Origin of the sequence: Streptomyces sp. DSM 40868 (assembly GCF_011820545.1) — a bacterium.
Lineage (GTDB): Bacteria > Actinomycetota > Actinomycetes > Streptomycetales > Streptomycetaceae > Streptomyces > Streptomyces eurythermus.
The window spans coordinates 3589653-3604824 of record NZ_CP050504.1; the positions used below are offsets into that span (position 1 = coordinate 3589653).

At 72.4% G+C, this 15172-nt stretch carries 14 protein-coding genes and 1 pseudogene; 6 read left to right on the plus strand and 9 right to left on the minus strand.

Annotated features, from left to right (window positions below; all coding sequences use genetic code 11):
- Positions 1–327 precede the first annotated feature (327 nt).
- The gene (locus HB370_RS16210; RefSeq protein WP_030782736.1) at positions 328–933 is read right to left on the minus strand and encodes a DUF2017 domain-containing protein; all 606 of its coding nucleotides are present in this window, start codon (positions 931–933) and stop codon (positions 328–330) included.
- Between the two features lie 9 nt (positions 934–942).
- The gene (gene clpS / locus HB370_RS16215; protein WP_030782738.1) at positions 943–1260 is read right to left on the minus strand and encodes an ATP-dependent Clp protease adapter ClpS; all 318 of its coding nucleotides are present in this window, start codon (positions 1258–1260) and stop codon (positions 943–945) included.
- Between the two features lie 57 nt (positions 1261–1317).
- Between clpS and HB370_RS16220 the strand changes: the two genes are divergently transcribed.
- Positions 1318–2664: a nicotinate phosphoribosyltransferase gene (locus tag HB370_RS16220; RefSeq protein ID WP_030782741.1), complete on the plus strand. Its 1347-nt coding sequence runs from the start codon at positions 1318–1320 to the stop codon at positions 2662–2664.
- 94 nt (positions 2665–2758) lie between these two features.
- Positions 2759–3352: an isochorismatase family protein gene (locus tag HB370_RS16225; protein ID WP_030782743.1), complete on the plus strand. Its 594-nt coding sequence runs from the start codon at positions 2759–2761 to the stop codon at positions 3350–3352.
- Between the two features lie 9 nt (positions 3353–3361).
- Here the strand turns inward: HB370_RS16225 and HB370_RS16230 are convergent, their stop codons facing one another.
- Complete coding sequence (locus HB370_RS16230) at positions 3362–3694, minus strand: hypothetical protein (RefSeq protein ID WP_030782747.1); 333 nt, start codon at positions 3692–3694, stop codon at positions 3362–3364.
- Between the two features lie 120 nt (positions 3695–3814).
- Positions 3815–6172, minus strand: coding sequence for an immune inhibitor A domain-containing protein (locus HB370_RS16235; RefSeq protein ID WP_030782750.1), 2358 nt, complete (start codon positions 6170–6172; stop codon positions 3815–3817).
- Between the two features lie 391 nt (positions 6173–6563).
- Between HB370_RS16235 and HB370_RS16240 the strand changes: the two genes are divergently transcribed.
- Positions 6564–6800 carry a hypothetical protein gene (locus HB370_RS16240; protein WP_030782751.1) on the plus strand — a complete coding sequence of 79 codons (237 nt, stop codon included), beginning with the start codon at positions 6564–6566 and terminating at the stop codon, positions 6798–6800.
- Between the two features lie 21 nt (positions 6801–6821).
- Here HB370_RS16240 and HB370_RS16245 read toward each other — a convergent pair whose 3' ends face one another.
- From HB370_RS16245 to HB370_RS42685, 3 genes and pseudogenes are all read right to left on the minus strand, one after another.
- Positions 6822–7508: an RDD family protein gene (locus HB370_RS16245; RefSeq protein WP_030782754.1), complete on the minus strand. Its 687-nt coding sequence runs from the start codon at positions 7506–7508 to the stop codon at positions 6822–6824.
- Between the two features lie 144 nt (positions 7509–7652).
- On the minus strand, positions 7653–9035 hold the full coding sequence (locus HB370_RS16250; RefSeq protein ID WP_106980663.1) for an RDD family protein: 1383 nt from the start codon (positions 9033–9035) through the stop codon (positions 7653–7655).
- 582 nt (positions 9036–9617) lie between these two features.
- Positions 9618–9974: pseudogene (locus tag HB370_RS42685) on the minus strand (DUF2510 domain-containing protein); the annotation flags it as partial.
- On the opposite strand from HB370_RS42685, the gene HB370_RS16260 reads away from it, so the two are divergent.
- Positions 9973–10386, plus strand: coding sequence for an SsgA family sporulation/cell division regulator (locus tag HB370_RS16260; protein WP_030782760.1), 414 nt, complete (start codon positions 9973–9975; stop codon positions 10384–10386). The pseudogene HB370_RS42685 and the gene HB370_RS16260 overlap by 2 nt on opposite strands.
- A gap of 59 nt (positions 10387–10445) precedes the next feature.
- On the opposite strand, the gene HB370_RS16265 is transcribed toward HB370_RS16260, so the two are convergent.
- Complete coding sequence (locus tag HB370_RS16265; RefSeq protein ID WP_030782763.1) at positions 10446–11852, minus strand: FAD-linked oxidase C-terminal domain-containing protein; 1407 nt, start codon at positions 11850–11852, stop codon at positions 10446–10448.
- A gap of 92 nt (positions 11853–11944) precedes the next feature.
- Between HB370_RS16265 and HB370_RS16270 the strand changes: the two genes are divergently transcribed.
- Positions 11945–13411, plus strand: a complete 1467-nt coding sequence (locus HB370_RS16270; protein WP_030782765.1) for a tetratricopeptide repeat protein — start codon at positions 11945–11947, stop codon at positions 13409–13411.
- 9 nt (positions 13412–13420) lie between these two features.
- Here HB370_RS16270 and hppD read toward each other — a convergent pair whose 3' ends face one another.
- A complete protein-coding gene (gene hppD / locus HB370_RS16275) occupies positions 13421–14569 on the minus strand; it encodes a 4-hydroxyphenylpyruvate dioxygenase (protein ID WP_030782767.1) in 1149 nt (382 codons plus the stop codon).
- 122 nt (positions 14570–14691) lie between these two features.
- Between hppD and HB370_RS16280 the strand changes: the two genes are divergently transcribed.
- Complete coding sequence (locus tag HB370_RS16280) at positions 14692–15165, plus strand: Lrp/AsnC family transcriptional regulator (RefSeq protein ID WP_030782770.1); 474 nt, start codon at positions 14692–14694, stop codon at positions 15163–15165.
- Positions 15166–15172: the final 7 nt, after the last annotated feature.

The window sequence follows — 15172 nt, forward strand, 5'->3', positions numbered from 1 at the left end:
TGTGGTGCGCCTTTCTCCATACCGAACCGGGCCTTGCGTCGGCCTCGGATCGGATCTCGATCCCCCCGGATTGATGGAGCTGTTGCCTGGCCGACGGTCGTCGGCTCGGTGGCGCACCCGGCCGAACATGGGTGGTGTTGGCCGGGCGGTCGTGAAGATTTATCACGGGCGCAATACTGATCACAGAGGGGCAGTGTGAGGCACCACACAGCCAAAACCGGACAAAGACGGTCCGAAAGTATCAAAAAAGGCCGGTATGGTAATGCGATCGTTATCCGGGTTTGAGCGTCCTCTGAGCGGACACCGATCGGAACCAGCCACTCCGCCTCACGGCATCAAGGTCGACACCAAGGTCTCCTGGAGCCCGCCCAGCCAGAGGTACGCCAGCACCATCGGCTTGCGCGGATCCTCCTCCGGCAGCCGGTAGAGCAGATCCGTGTCGTCCTCGTCGGTGATCTCCAGCCGGGCGCCGATCGCCAGCCGCAGGTCGTTGAGGGCGCCGAGCCACTGCCGGGACTCCTCCGGCGTCAGCTTCAGCACCGCGCCGCCCTCCCCGGCCGGGGCGAGCGCGTCCAGCGAGCGGACCACGCCGAGCGCGTTCTCCCGCTTGCCCGCGCGCAGGTCGTTCTCGGTGTAGCGGCGGAACTCGGCGGAGTGCGCCCGCCGCTCCTCGGCCTCGGCCGGCGAGGCGGGGGCCTGCTCCGGGTCGCTGTAGGCATCCGGGAAGAGCCTGCGCAGGACCGGGTCGGCCGGCGGCTCGCTCGGGCCCTCGGCGAACAGCTCGGCCAGCGGATCGGCCGGGGCGTCGGCGCCGGGGCCGGGACCGATCAGCTCCAGGAGCTGGACGGCCAGCGAGCGGATGATGGAGATCTCGACGTCGTCGAGCGCGACGGCCGCGCCGCCGCCGGGGAGCGGTTCGAAGTGTCCGGGCATCTGCGGCGTTTACTTCCGGTCCTGCTGGAGGGTGGCCCACAGTCCGTAGCCGTGCATCGCCTGCACGTCGCGCTCCATCTCCTCGCGGCTCCCGCTGGAGACGACCGCCCGGCCCTTGTGGTGGACGTCGAGCATGAGCTTGGTGGCCTTGTCCTTGGAGTAGCCGAAGTACGTCTGGAAGACGTAGGTGACGTAGCTCATGAGATTGACCGGGTCGTTGTGGACGATGGTGACCCAGGGGACGTCGGGTTCGGGTACGGCGGAGATCTCCTCCGCCGACTCGGTGCGTTCGATCTCTACGGGCGCGGGTGACGTCACACTGCCCATGCTGCCACGCCCTTCATAAATCGTCACACCGACGAAAAGGGAGTACGATTCCCCGACATGAACACAGCGGACCTTGGGCTGCCGGTGGATGTTCCCTCGACGGCGCTCTTCACGGACCAGTACGAGCTGACGATGCTGCGCGCCGCGCTGAAGGCCGGTACGGCCGAACGGCGGAGCGTGTTCGAGGTCTTCACCCGGCGGCTGCCGAACGGGCGCCGCTACGGCGTGGTGGCCGGGACCGGGCGGGTCCTGGACGCGGTGGAGAACTTCCGCTTCGACCCGGGCGTCCTCGGCTTCCTGCGCGAGCGGCAGATCGTCGACGAGGAGACCCTGAAGTGGCTGGCCGACTACCGCTTCAGCGGGGACATATGGGGTTACCCCGAGGGCGAGGTGTACTTCCCCGGCTCGCCGATCCTGCGCGTCGAGGGCAGCTTCGCCGAGTGCGTCCTGCTGGAGACGGTGATCCTGTCCATCCTCAACCACGACTCCGCGATCGCCGCCGCGGCCTCCCGGATGGCCTCCGCCGCCGGTGACCGGCCGCTGATCGAGATGGGGGCCCGGCGCACCCACGAGCTGGCCGCGGTGGCCGCCGCCCGCGCCGCCTACGTCGGCGGCTTCGCCACCACCTCCGACCTCGCGGCCGGCTTCCGCTACGGCATCCCCACCGTGGGCACCTCGGCCCACGCCTTCACCCTGCTGCACGACCGCGAGCGGGACGCCTTCCAGGCCCAGGTGGAGACCCTCGGCCGGGGCACCACCCTGCTGGTGGACACCTACGACGTCGCCGAGGCCGTCCGTACGGCGGTGGAGGTGGCCGGTCCCGAGCTGGGCGCGGTCCGCATCGACTCCGGCGACCTGCTGCTGGTGGCCCACCGGGTGCGGCAGCAGCTGGACGAGCTGGGCGCCACCGATACGAAGATCATCGTGACCTCCGACCTGGACGAGTACGCCATCGCCTCGCTGGCCGCCGCGCCCGTGGACGCCTACGGGGTGGGCACCCAGCTGGTGACCGGCTCCGGGCACCCCACCAGCTCCATGGTCTACAAGCTGGTCGCCCGCGCCGACTCCGCCGACCCCAAGGCGCCGCTGGTGCCGGTCGCGAAGAAGTCCAGCGGCGGCAAGATGTCGGTCGGGGGCCGCAAGTGGGCGGCACGCCGGCTGGACACGGACGGGATCGCCGAGGCCGAGGTCGTCGGCACCGGGCCGGTGCCGGCCGAGCTGGCCGACCGGCAGCTGCTGGTACCGCTGGTGCGCGGCGGGACCGTGGTGGCCCGGGAGCCGCTGGACGTGCCCCGGGAGCGGCACATCGCGGCGCGCGCCAATCTGCCGCTGTCCGCTACCCAGCTCTCGCGCGGGGAACCCGTCATCCCGACGGAGTACGTACACGGGCGCTCGGGTAGCTAAAGCGCGACCGCCGTCCGCCCCTTCCCACCCCTCCCGCACGAGCCCGGAAGTCTCTAGGCTCGGTTACTTCACTCTCAGTCGAAGGACACCCACCATGCGCCGCGCCTTGATCGTCGTAGATGTGCAGAACGACTTCTGCGAGGGGGGCAGCCTCGCGGTGGCCGGGGGGGCGGACGTGGCCGCCGCCGTCACGGAGCTGATCGGCGAGGCGGCGGGCACCGGGTACCGGCACGTGGTGGCCACCCGGGACCACCACATCGCGCCCGGCGGTCACTTCGCCGACGACCCCGACTACGTCCGCTCCTGGCCCGCGCACTGTGTCGCGGGCACCGAGGGCGTGGGCTTCCACCCGAACTTCGCCCCCGCGGTCGCCTCCGGCGCGGTGGACGCCGTGTTCGACAAGGGGGCGTACGCGGCGGCGTACAGCGGCTTCGAGGGCACCGACGAGCACGGCGTGTCCCTGGCCGACTGGCTGCGCTCCCGGGAGATCACGGAGGTGGACGTGGTGGGCATCGCCACGGACCACTGCGTACGGGCCACCGCCCTGGACGCGGCCCGCGAGGGCTTCCGCACCCAGGTCCTGCTGGACCTGACGGCCGGGGTGGCCGCGGAGACGACCGAGCGGGCCCTGGAGGAGCTGCGGGCGGCGGGCGTCGAACTGACCGGCAAACCGGTGGTCGGCGGCTGAGCGGGCGCGTCAGCCCACCGTCGCCGGCCCCCGCAGCAGCGCCCGGATGGGGTGCCACAGTTCCGTCGCCATGACGCCGCCGGCCGCCGTGGGGGCCGTGGGTGCCGTGCGCCAGACCAGGCCGTCGGGGTGGTGCAGGACCGCCGTGATCTCGTCCGGTGTCGGAGGTGATGCGTTGCCGCGGAGGTACACCGCCCGCAGGCCCAGGTTGCGGAGCCTGGTCAGGGCGCGTGCGCGGTTGGCGGCGTGCACCAGGATCCGCACCCCGGCGGAGCCGTACGGCAGGTTGAGCGCCACCACCACCGTGCCGTTCGGCAGCTTGCTGAAGCCTCCAGCGGCCATGCGGTCACATCCCCGTTCCGATTGGTGTCAATAAGCGGTCCACAGGACGCACCTAAACACGATCGGCGGCAACCCGCCAGGGGTTGCCGCCGATACGCTTTTGACCTGCGGTGATACGGGTTACTTCACCGCGGGGCCGACCTTGAGGGAGATCGTCGAGCCGTCCTTGGCCTCCTTGACGATCGTGATCTTGGTGTTGGTGTCAGTGACCTTCACGCCACCGGTCGGGTTCGCCGGGTCGTAGTAGGTGCTGGTGTGGTCGTTGAAGACCGGCACGCCCTTCGAGCCCTTGATCTTCAGCGCGACGTCGGCCTTGTGCAGGGTGATGCCGTCCGTGGCGTACAGGCTGAACGGGGAGTCGTAGGCCTGGACGCGGTTGCGCAGCAGCGTGCCGTCGGCCCACTTCAGCGCGGTCGGGTGCGAGTCGACGGGGAGGATCAGACCGCTGCCCGGGTGACCGTTGGTGCTGTTGGTGTTGTTGTCCGCCTGGGATGTGTCCCACTTCCAGATCAGCAGGCCGTTCTGGTACGGGTAGTGCTCCACCCAGTCCGGACGCGACGCGAAGCCGAAGTTGTACGGGCCCGTCTTCAGCGTCTTGTCGTACGACACGTACTGCCGGTTCTCGGCGATGTAGTACTGCTTGTAGTCCTTGGTGAAGGACGCGCCGATGCGGGAGAAGCCGTTCGCGGTCCAGCCGGCGTCGGCCTTCTCGGCGTCGTCCGAGAACAGCGGGGCGCCGTCGGCGGTCACGGTGATCTCGTCGGCGGTGAAGCCGTTCTCCGCGACACCGCCGTCGGTGGCGTAGCGGAAGCGCAGGTCGACCTTCTTGCCCGCGTAGGCGTCGAGCGGGAACGACAGCTTCTTGTGCGTCTGCGAGAAGCCGCTCAGCGCGGGCTTGCCGCTGGCGTCCTTCGGCAGGGCCTGGCCGTCCGCCGTGCCGTCCAGCGCGGTCCAGTTGGCGCCGCCGTCGGTGGACACCTCGGTGTAGACGTAGTCGTAGCCGTCCTCGGTGGCCCACCAGCCGTCCAGGGTGAGGCTCGCCGAGGTCTTGCCGGTCAGGTCCACGGACCGGGTCAGCGTGTTCTTCAGGTCGTTGCCGCTGCCGCTCCACCACTGGGTGGAGCCCTGGGCGGGCTGGACGATCGTGGTGGTGACCGCCTTGTCGGGCAGGTTGACCACGAGGGCCTGCTTGTCGAAGGTGTTGTACTCGGCGGGGCCCAGCTTGTGCGTGGACTGCTTGCCGGCCGTGGCGGTGTCGTAGTTCAGCCAGCCCAGCTGGAGCTTGTCCCAGGCGTTCATGTCACCGGGCAGGTCGCCGATGGAGTCCTTGCCCCGGCCGAGCCAGGAACCGGAGGACATCAGCGTCCAGAAGCCGGTGGAGTTGTCGCCGCCGGCGGTGTCGTACTCGTCCGGCAGGCCGAGGTCGTGGCCGTACTCGTGGGCGAAGACGCCGAGGCCGCCGTTCTCCGGCTGGATGGTGTAGTCGCCGACCCAGATGCCGGTGTCGCCGACCTGGGTGCCGCCGAGCTTGTTGTTCTGCGGGCCGGTGGCGCCGGCGTCGGTGCCGAAGGCGTACCAGCGGTGCGCCCAGATCGCGTTCTCGCCCTCGGCGCCGCCGCCCGCGGACTCGTCCTCACCGGCGTGCACGATCTGGAAGTGGTCGACGTAGCCGTCCGGCTCGTTGAAGTTGCCGTCGCCGTCGTAGTCGTACCGGTCCCACTGGTCGTACTGGGCGAGGTCCTTCTTGATGTCGGCGTCGGTGCGGCCGGCCGCCTTCTGCTGGGCGACCCAGGCGCTCAGGCCGTCGCTGACGACGTTCCACACGCTCGGGCAGTTGGTGGAACCGCACGCGTTGTTGCCGTAACGGGCCTCGTTGTAGGGCACCTTGACCCAGTCGGTGACCTCGCCGGAGACCGAGTAGCGGCCCGAGGACTGCTTCTCGTAGTACTTCTTCAGCGACTCGGTCTTCTCACCGGTGCCGAAGTAGAGGTCCTGGTAGTGCTTCTGGTCGTAGTCCTGCTGCCAGGCCGTGGAGTTGTCCTTGGTGCGGTCCGGCGCGGCGATCTGGTTGTGCAGCGGGCCGGGCGTGCCGCCGAACTTGGGGTCCGTCTTGTCCCCGAACTCCACCAGGATGGTGAAGATCTTGTCGGTCTTCTCGCGGCTCAGCTCGACGTACTTGCTCTTGCCCTTGCGGCTCTTGAGCTTGACGACCTTCGAGCCGTTGCGCTCCTGCGCGGTGGCCTCGCCGGATATGAGCTGGTTCAGGGCCTCTTCACGCTGGGCGTCCTGGGTCTTGCTCAGGGGGCCGTCCAGGTCGTGCTTGTGCTGCTTCACCGGCGCCGGGTCGTGCCGGTTCTCGGCGGCGGGCCGGGGCTGGGTGCCCGCCTCGGCGACGGCGAACGTCGTGAACGAGGCGGACGCCGCCGCGAGGGTCACGCCGATGGCGGCCGCTCTGAACGTCCAGGATCTGCTGGTCACTTGAGTTCCTCCCCCGCGCCGCGCACACGGACAGGGGGTTCCGGGCATGGTGGAATCCGTGCGCGCAAGATCAACGCGTGTAGTCAAGTGACGACATTTGACTAGAGGTTTGGCAGAAAAGACAGACCTTGACTTGAGCAGGACAAGTGCACTATGCGGAGGTGGAGTTCGCTTTACGGACAGGTGACGACATGCCGGCAGCCCTGCGGAACCCTCCGTCTGACGGGCCGGTGACTCCGTGCGCCCCCCGTGCACCGGCACCGCCGGTCAGGTCACGCTTACCGGGAGTTCCCTGCGGGCAGGGACGCCAGGAGAATCGAACGGCACAGAGAACCGAACGTGCCTGCGCCGTCTCCCACTTCCCCCGAAGACTGCCGAGGACCCGATCGCCATGCCTCGTCCGACCGCCGCACAGTTCGCCTACGGCTCCTGCACCGTGGTCGTCTCGGCGCTCGCCATGCTGCTGCTGTCGCGGACGACTTCGGGCCCCTGGATCGCCGTCATCGCCCTCGCGGCCCTCGCGCTGGGCCTGCTGGTCGCCTGGACGGTCCCCCTGCCCGGGACGCGCGGAACGCGGACACCCGCCGAGCCGGCCGCGCACGAGGGGCGCGTGCCCACCGCCCTGTGACCCGCCCCGGCGCTGCGCCGCTCAACGGGTGCTGACCACCACCGTCTTGGCCGCCTTGTCGTGCAGGCCCTGTTTGTACGGCTTGTCGAAGAAGCTCCAGCCGCCCGCGATCGCCGTCCAGACACAGGCGCAGCAGAAGGCGAACGGCACCCACAGCACCAGGGCGCGGGTCAGCGAGGTCGACACGGACGGGGTGGCGCCGTTGTCCAGATCGGCCACCCGCAGGCCGAGCCACTTCTTGCCGAGGGTCTGCCCCGACCGGCTGGTCATGAAGGTGTCGTAGGCGACATAGAGCACGGCCGCGATGAAGGACTGGGCGACGGACCGGCCGACCTCGATCCGGTCGCCGTCGACGGTGTACTCGCTCACGCCGAACCCCAGGGTGAGCAGCCAGACGACGATGCCGACCAGGATCATGTCGATGATCCTCGCGAGCGTCCGCTTCCCGCTGTCGGCGAGCGGGGGCATACCGGCCAGCGGATCGGCGGGATAGCCGCCCGCCCCGGACCCGTAGGGGCCGCCGCCGTACGGCCCACCGCCGTAGGGGCCTCCCCCGTACGGGCCGCCGGGAGGCGGGGGCTGGCCGCCGCCGTACGGGGGCGGGGTGTCGTACGGCGAGCCCGACCCCTGGTCCGACGGGGGCCGCTTCCTGAAGGGGTCGTCCTCGGGGGGCTGCTCTCCGGAGCCGGGGGGCGGTTCGCTGCTCATGGCCCGAGTGGAACCCGCGGGCCGCCGCCGCGCATCCGGCAGACGGCCGGACGGAGTACCCGGCCCTCCCAGGCCCCGCCCTCCGTCCCTCCCCCGGTCTTTTCCTCCGCCTCTCCCCCGGTCCTTTCCTCCGCCTCTCCCCGCTCAGCCCGCGACGAACGTGTGCGCCGCCTTGTCGTGCCAGCACTGGCGCCAGGGCCGGTCGAACAGACACCACAGCACGCCCACGACACCGACGACCAGCAGACCCGGCACGCTGAACACCAGCCAGCGGCGCAGCGCCGGGCCGAACGTCGGCGGCTCGTGCGCCTCGATGTCCCGCACCTCCAGACCGCACAGCTTCTTGCCGAGGGTGCGGCCCCAGCGGACGGTGGGCAGCACCTCGTACAGGACCCCGGCGAGCAGCAGGACGGCGAGGACGATGCCGAGGCCGGTACCGGTCGTGCCGTCGATCAGCCACACGGTGACCTGGTGGCCGGAGAGCCGGGCCGCGTCGATCTTCTGCTGGACGTGGTCCACGGCTCGGATGCCGAGCGGCACCGCCGCGGCGGCCGTCACGGCCCCCACCACGGCCAGGTCGATCAGCCGCGCCGCGAGCCGCCTGCCGAGCCCGGCGGGGCGGGCGGCGGCCTGCCGGCGCGCGGCGGCCTGGAAGAGGTCCTCCACCGGTGGCTTCCACGGCGCGACGGACGGCTCGTCCCCGCCGCCGGCCAGCTGATGCACCTGCTGCGCCCAGGACGCCTGCCCGCCGCCGGGCCCGCTGGTCACAGGGGTGGTGACGGGAGCGGGGCCGGACTGCTGCGGCACGGGGGACGCCACGGCGGGGGCGGGGTGGGGCGCCTGCGGCTGTGGTGCCTGAGGGGTGACGGGCGCCTGCGCGGCGGCAGCGGCCTGGGCGGCGGCCTTGCCGGCACCGAAACCGGAGGCGGCGGGCGCGCCGACGGGGCCCTGGGCGCCCTCGGCGGCGGGGCCGGGCGGGTCGGCGGGCACCGGGCGGATGGTCATCGTGCCGTCGTCGGTACGGGCCGCCGCCGGACCGGGCACCGGGCGCCGGAAGACGAACGTGCCGGGGTCCGGGGCGTCGCCGGCCTCGGCCGGGAGGACCGTCGCGGCGCCGTCGGCGGCACCCTGGCCGCCGGAACCGGCCGGGGAGTCCATCGGCACCCGCGGGTCGGCGCCCCACGCCCCGCCACGCCCGGCGTCCCCACCGAACCCACCCGACCGGTCCCGCTGCCCGGGGAGACCGGGGGTGGCGGGCTGAGCGGATACGCCGGACTGGGCGGGCACGCCGGACTGGGCGGGCACGCCGGACTGACCGGGCCCGCCGGACTGACCAGGTACGCCGGGCTGAGCGGGCGCACCCGACTGGGCGGGGGCACCGGGCAGGCCGGGACCGCCGGACTGGGCAGGGGTGCCGGGCAGGCCGGGTGTGCTGGACTGACCGGTTGCTCCAGGCTGGGCGGGAGTGCCGAGTTGGCCTGGCTGAGCGTCCGGTCCCAATTGCCCCGGCTGGTCCGGCTGGCCCAGCCAGCCCGAGTGCCCCGGCTGCCCCGGCCGGCCGGAGTGGGGTGACGGGGCCGACTGGCTCCACTGCGCGGCTTCGCCCGCCTGTGCGACCACATCGCCCTGCGCCGCCGGACCGCCCGGCACCGCCTGGCCATCCCGCCCGGCCGGATTGCCCTCGCCCGCCTGACCGCCCTGCCCCGCCTGGGCCCACGGACCTGCCTGGCCGCCTTGGCCTGCCTGGCCGTTCCGACCTGCCTGGCCGCTCTGGCCCGCCTGGTCCACGGCCCCCCACTGACCGGCCTGGCCACCCGGACCGGTCTGGCCGGTCCGGGCCCACTGGCCGGCCGGGCCCGCCTGGTCGCTCTCGCCCGCCCGGGTCCACTGATCCGCCTGGGCGGCCTGGGCTCCCTGTGCCCACTGGCCCGGCCGGGCGCCGGCGGGGTCCTGCCGGCCGGTGTCGGCGGCCGGACCGGACTCCGCGGCCCGCGTGCCGGCGGCGGGCGGGTCCTCGTCGAAGAAGTGGGGGCCCGTTTCCTCCACGGCCGGGGCGGCCGGGCGGATGCCGGGGGGCGGGATGAGCGGCTCGCCGTCCTTCGGCGCCGGACGGCTGGTGCCGGGCACCCAGGAGGCGCCGTTCCAGTACCGGACGTAGCCGGGGATGGACGGGTCCGGGTAGTAGCCCTCGCGGGGCCTGTCGTCGCCGGGTGCCGGGGTTGGGGCGCTCATGTCCGTCGTCCCGTATCTGCTCGGGGGTGGGATGGGGGCCTCCACATCTATCAGACCGGGGCAGCCCGCAGCGCCAGTCCGGCGGGACCCACCCCTTTCCGGGCAACGCCGTACCCGCTTTCCGGGGCCCGCGAAAAAAACTTCCCCGGACCCGCGTAATGGTCCGGCCCCCGCCCGCTCTCCCCTGGTACGGGCCCGGTCCGAGCGGCCCCGACCAGAAGGGAAACACGTCATGCGGCACACCGTGGTGGAGCGGGAGCTGGAGCTGAGGCTCGTTCTGTCGCCGGAGGAGAGCGTCCCGGTCCCGGCCCGGCTGACCTACCGCTCCGACGACCCCTACGCCGTCCACATCGCCTTCCACATCAACTCCGAGCACCCGGTGCACTGGACGTTCGCCCGCGAGCTGCTGGTGGAGGGGGTGTTCCGGCCGTGCGGGCACGGGGACGTGCGGGTGTGGCCGGGGAGGTCGGAGGGGCGCGGTGTCGTCCTGATGGCGCTGAGCGCGCCGGACGGCGACGCGCTGCTCCAGGCGCCCGTCGCGCAGGTCTCGGCCTGGCTGGAGCGGACGCTGCGGGCGGTGCCGCCGGGCACGGAGGGCGGTCAGCCGGGTCTCGACGACGCGCTCGACCAGCTCCTCGCCCGGTGAGCCGGACGCCAGGGAACGGGGGGCCGGAACGGCTCGGGAGGCCGGAACGGCCCGGGGGGTCAGAACAGCTTGCCGGGGTTGAGGATGCCCAGCGGGTCGAAGGCATGCTTCACCGCCCGCTGCATCTCCACCCCGACCGGCCCCAGCTCCCGGGCCAGCCACTCCTTCTTCAGCACGCCGACCCCGTGTTCCCCGGTGATGGTGCCGCCCAGCTCCAGGCCGAGGGCCATGATCTCGTCGAAGGACTCGCGGGCCCGGCGGGACTCCTCGGGGTCGCGGGCGTCGAAGCAGACGGTGGGATGGGTGTTGCCGTCGCCCGCGTGCGCGCACACGCCGATCGTCAGGTCGTACTTGGCGGTGATCCGTTCGACGCCGGCCAGCATCTCGCCGAGCCGGGAGCGGGGCACGCACACGTCGTCGATCATCGTCGTGCCCTTGACCGCCTCCAGCGCGGTCAGCGAGAGCCGCCGGGCCTGGAGCAGCAGTTCGGACTCGGCCGCGTCGTCGGCGGGCACCACCTCGGTGGCGCCGGCGGCCTCGCACAGGGCGGCGACGGCGGCCAGGTCGGCGGCCGGGTCCGGGGTGTCGAAGGCGGCCAGCAGCAGCGCCTCGGTGGTCTCGGGCAGGCCCATGTGCGCGAGGTCGTTGACCGCCTTGACCGTCGTACGGTCCATCAGTTCGAGGAGGGACGGGACGTGCCCGCCGGCCATGATGCGGCACACCGCGTCGCAGGCGGCGCTCGCCGAGGCGAACTCGGCGGCCAGCACCAGCTGCCGGGGCGGCTTCGGCTTCAGCGCCAGGACCGCCCGGACGACGATGCCGAGGGAGCCCTCGGAGCCGACGAAGAGACGGGTGAGGTCGTAGCCCGCGACGCCCTTGGCGGTGCGCCGGCCGGTGGACATCAGCCGGCCGTCGGCGAGGACGACGTCCAGGCCGAGGACGTACTCGGCGGTGACGCCGTACTTGACGCAGCACAGCCCGCCGGAGGCGGTGCCGATGTTGCCGCCGATGGTGCACATCTCCCAGCTGGAGGGGTCCGGCGGGTAGTACAGGCCGTGTTCCTCGACCGCGCGGGAGAGGGCCGCGTTGACCACGCCCGGTTCCACCACGGCGATCCGGTCGACGGGGCTGATCTCCAGGATGCGGTCCATCTTGGTCAGCGACAGCGCGATACAGCCGTCGGTGGCGTTCGCGCCGCCGGACAGGCCGGTGCGGGCGCCCTGCGGGACGACCGGGACGCGCAGCTCGGTGGCGGTGCGCATGACGTGCTGGACCTGCTCGACGGTGCGCGGCAGGACGACGGCGGCGGGCCGGCCGGCCGGGCAGAAGCTCGCCATGTCGTGGGCGTAGGAGGCGGTGACGTCGGGGTCGGTCAGGACGGCCTCGGGCGGCAGGCCGGCCAGGAGCCGGTCGGCGAGGTTACCGGTGTGCTCGTCGCGTGGCGCTTCGATACGGCTCATGATCACAGCGTGACACTCACGGCCATCGGTGTGAACCCCGCCCGCGCCGCCCTTGGGCCACCCGGATGTGCTCGTCATATTGACGCACAGTGAGCGCCATGGAGAACCGGCAGTGCGTGGGTACGTCCCTGATCTCCGAGCCGCCGGCACCGCGCCGGCGGCGGGTGGTGCGGCGGCTGCTGCTCGCCGCGCTGGCGGGCAGTCTGGCGACGGGCGCGGTGCTGGTGCTGCTGCCCGCGGAGGCGCAGCGGCACCGGCCGGCCCGGCCGCCCGCCGCCGGCCCGCAGTCCCGGCCCCGGGAGCAGGCGCTGACGGCGGTGACCTACGGCGTGCCGGCCGCGCTGCCCGCGCTGACGACGCTGATCGGGCGGCAGGAGCAGCGGGTGCGGGAGCGGCCGAAGGACGCCGTGGCCTGGGCGGTGCTGGGATCGGCGTACGTGGAGCGGGGCCGCCGGGCGGGTGACGCGGCCGACTATCCGCGCGCCGAGCGGGCGCTCAAGACCTCGCTGGAGGTGCGGGGGGCGCGGAACACCGAGGCGCTGGACGGGCTGGCCGCGCTGGCGCTGGCCCGCCGGGACTTCCCGGCGGCGAAACGGTACGCCGAGGAGGCCGGGAAGGCGGCGCCGAAGCGGTGGTCGGCGTACCCGGCGCTGATCGACGCCTACACCGGGCTCGGCGACTACGAGAAGGCCCGCGCCGCCCTGGACAAGCTGCTGGCGCTGCGCACCGACGCGGCGGCGCGGCCGGCCGTGATGGCGCGGGCGGCGGCGGTGTACCGGGACCGGGGCTGGCGCGAGGACGCGGTGGCGCAGCTGACCGACGCGGCGGCCGCCGCCCGCACCCCGGCGGAGCGGGCCGACTGGCTGGCCGGGGTGGGTCAGCTGGCCTGGGAGCGCGGGGATCTGCCGGAGGCGCTGCGGCACTTCGAGGCGGCGCTGCGGCTCGACCCGGACCAGCGGGCGGCACCGGCCGGGCGGGCGCGGACGCTGGCCGCGCTGGGCCGCACCTCGGAGGCGCTGGCCGCGTACCGGGCCGCCGTCGCGAGCCGGCCGCGCCCGGAGGACCTGCTGGAGCTGGGCGAGCTGCAGGAGTCGCTGGGGCAGCCGGCCGCCGCCGAGGAGAGTTACGCGCGGATGCGGGAGGCGGTGGCGCGGTCGGTGGCGGGCGGGGTGGACGAGGAGCTGCTGACCGGCCGGTTCGAGGCGGACCACGGGGATCCGTGGGAGGCGGTGGAGCGGCTGGAGGAGGAGTGGCGGCGGCAGCCGGGCATCGAGGTGGCCGACGCGCTGTGCTGGGCGCTGCACCGCACCGGCGAGGACCAGGAGGCGCTGACGTACGCGGCCGTCGCGACGGACAAGGCGAAGGGCGGCGGGGTGCGCAGCGCGCTGTACGCGTACCACCTGGGGGTGATCGAGGCGGAGCTGGAGCGGACCGGCCCCGCCCGGCGGCACCTTCAGGAGGCGCTCAGGATCAACCCGTACTTCTCGCCGCTGCGGGTGCCGCTGGCGCAAGAGGCGCTGCGGGAGCTGGGCGACGTACCCGACGAGCCGCCGCCCAGCGAGTAGGGCCCGCCGTTACAGGTTGCCCCGCTTGGCCTGCTCGCGCTCGATCGCCTCGAACAGGGCCTTGAAGTTGCCCTTGCCGAAGCCCATCGAGCCGTGCCGCTCGATGAGTTCGAAGAACACCGTCGGCCGGTCCTGGACCGGCTTGGTGAAGATCTGGAGCAGGTAGCCGTCCTCGTCGCGGTCGGCGAGGATCTTCAGCTCGCGCAGGGTGTCGATCGGCACGCGGGTGTCGCCGACCCACTCGCCGAGGGTGTCGTAGTAGGAGTCCGGGGTGTCGAGGAACTCGACGCCGGCCGCGCGCATGGTGCGCACGGTCCCCACGATGTCGTTGGTGTTCAGCGCGATGTGCTGGACGCCGGCGCCGCCGTAGAACTCCAGGTACTCGTCGATCTGGGACTTCTTCTTGGCGATGGCGGGCTCGTTGATCGGGAACTTGACCTTGAGGGTGCCGTCCGCGACCACCTTCGACATCAGCGCGCTGTACTCGGTGGCGATGTCGTCGCCCACGAACTCCTTCATGTTCGTGAAGCCCAGCACCTTGTTGTAGAAGGCCACCCACTCGTTCATCCTGCCGAGTTCGACGTTGCCCACACAGTGGTCGATGGCCTGGAAGGTGCGCACGGCGGGCGGCTCGACGAGCGGCTCGGCCGCCGTGTAACCGGGCAGGTAGGGGCCGTCGTAGCCGGAGCGGTCGACCAGGGTGTGGCGGGTCTCGCCGTAGGTGGCGATCGCGGCGAGGACGACCGTGCCGTGCTCGTCCTTCACCTCGTACGGCTCGGTGACGCCGCGGGCGCCGTGCTCGACGGCGTACGCGTACGCGGCGCGCGCGTCCGGGACCTCGATGGCCAGGTCGACGACGCCGTCACCGTGCTCGGCGACGTGCCGGGCCAGGAAGTGGCCCCAGGGGCTCACCGGCTTGATCACCGAGGTGAGGACGAACCGGGCGGACCCGTTCTCCAGCACATAGCTGGCGGTCTCGCGGCTGCCGTTCTCCGGTCCGGAGTAGGCGACCAGCCGCATGCCGAAGGCGGTGGAGTAGAAGTGCGCCGCCTGCTTGGCGTTGCCCACGGCGAAGACGACCGCGTCCATTCCCTTGACCGGGAAGGGGTCGTCCTGCCGGGCGGTCGTGTCGGGAGTGTGGTGTGTGGTCTGCGTCATACCCGAAGGGTGGCCCCGCTCTGCAAGGTGCGCAATAGTTCGCGAATCCGCTGGGCAATCTGTTCAGCGGTACGGCCGTTCCTACGGTCTTTCTGTACAGGCTGACCATCTCAGGGGGTCCCGTGGCGATCGATCATCTGGACGGGCGGATCATCGTGCTGCTGGCCGAGGAACCGCGCGTCGGCGTGCTGGAGATGTCCCGGCGGCTGGGGGTGGCCCGGGGCACCGTGCAGGCCCGGCTGGACCGGCTGCGGTCGAACGGGGTCATCCGGGGCTTCGGCCCGCAGGTGGACCCGGCGGCCCTCGGCTACCCGGTCACCGCGTTCGCCACCCTCCAGATCCGCCAGGGCCAGGGCGCCGACGTCCGCGCGCACCTGGCGACCGTGCCGGAGGTGCTGGAACTGCTGACCACCACCGGCAACGGGGACATGCTGTGCCGGCTGGTGGCCCGCTCGAACGCCGATCTGCAACGGGTGATCGACCGGGTGGTGGGCTTCGACGGCATCGTCCGGGCCTCCACGACGATCGTGATGGAGACACCGGTACCGCTGCGGGTGATCCCGCTGGTGGAACAGGCGGCGCGGGAGGGGAGGTGAGCGGGCG

What these genes read in the sequence shown, in the direction of transcription:
- HB370_RS16210 (WP_030782736.1), bottom strand. Translation starts at nt 933, where the DNA reads ATGCCCGGACACTTCGAACCGCTCCCCGGCGGCGGCGCGGCCGTCGCG.
- HB370_RS16240 (WP_030782751.1), top strand. Translation starts at nt 6,564, where the DNA reads ATGCCTCGTCCGACCGCCGCACAGTTCGCCTACGGCTCCTGCACCGTG.
- hppD (WP_030782767.1), bottom strand. Translation starts at nt 14,569, where the DNA reads ATGACGCAGACCACACACCACACTCCCGACACGACCGCCCGGCAGGAC.
- HB370_RS16260 (WP_030782760.1), top strand. Translation starts at nt 9,973, where the DNA reads ATGCGGCACACCGTGGTGGAGCGGGAGCTGGAGCTGAGGCTCGTTCTG.
- HB370_RS16245 (WP_030782754.1), bottom strand. Translation starts at nt 7,508, where the DNA reads ATGAGCAGCGAACCGCCCCCCGGCTCCGGAGAGCAGCCCCCCGAGGAC.
- HB370_RS16270 (WP_030782765.1), top strand. Translation starts at nt 11,945, where the DNA reads ATGGAGAACCGGCAGTGCGTGGGTACGTCCCTGATCTCCGAGCCGCCG.
- HB370_RS16230 (WP_030782747.1), bottom strand. Translation starts at nt 3,694, where the DNA reads ATGGCCGCTGGAGGCTTCAGCAAGCTGCCGAACGGCACGGTGGTGGTG.
- clpS (WP_030782738.1), bottom strand. Translation starts at nt 1,260, where the DNA reads ATGGGCAGTGTGACGTCACCCGCGCCCGTAGAGATCGAACGCACCGAG.
- HB370_RS16225 (WP_030782743.1), top strand. Translation starts at nt 2,759, where the DNA reads ATGCGCCGCGCCTTGATCGTCGTAGATGTGCAGAACGACTTCTGCGAG.
- HB370_RS16220 (WP_030782741.1), top strand. Translation starts at nt 1,318, where the DNA reads ATGAACACAGCGGACCTTGGGCTGCCGGTGGATGTTCCCTCGACGGCG.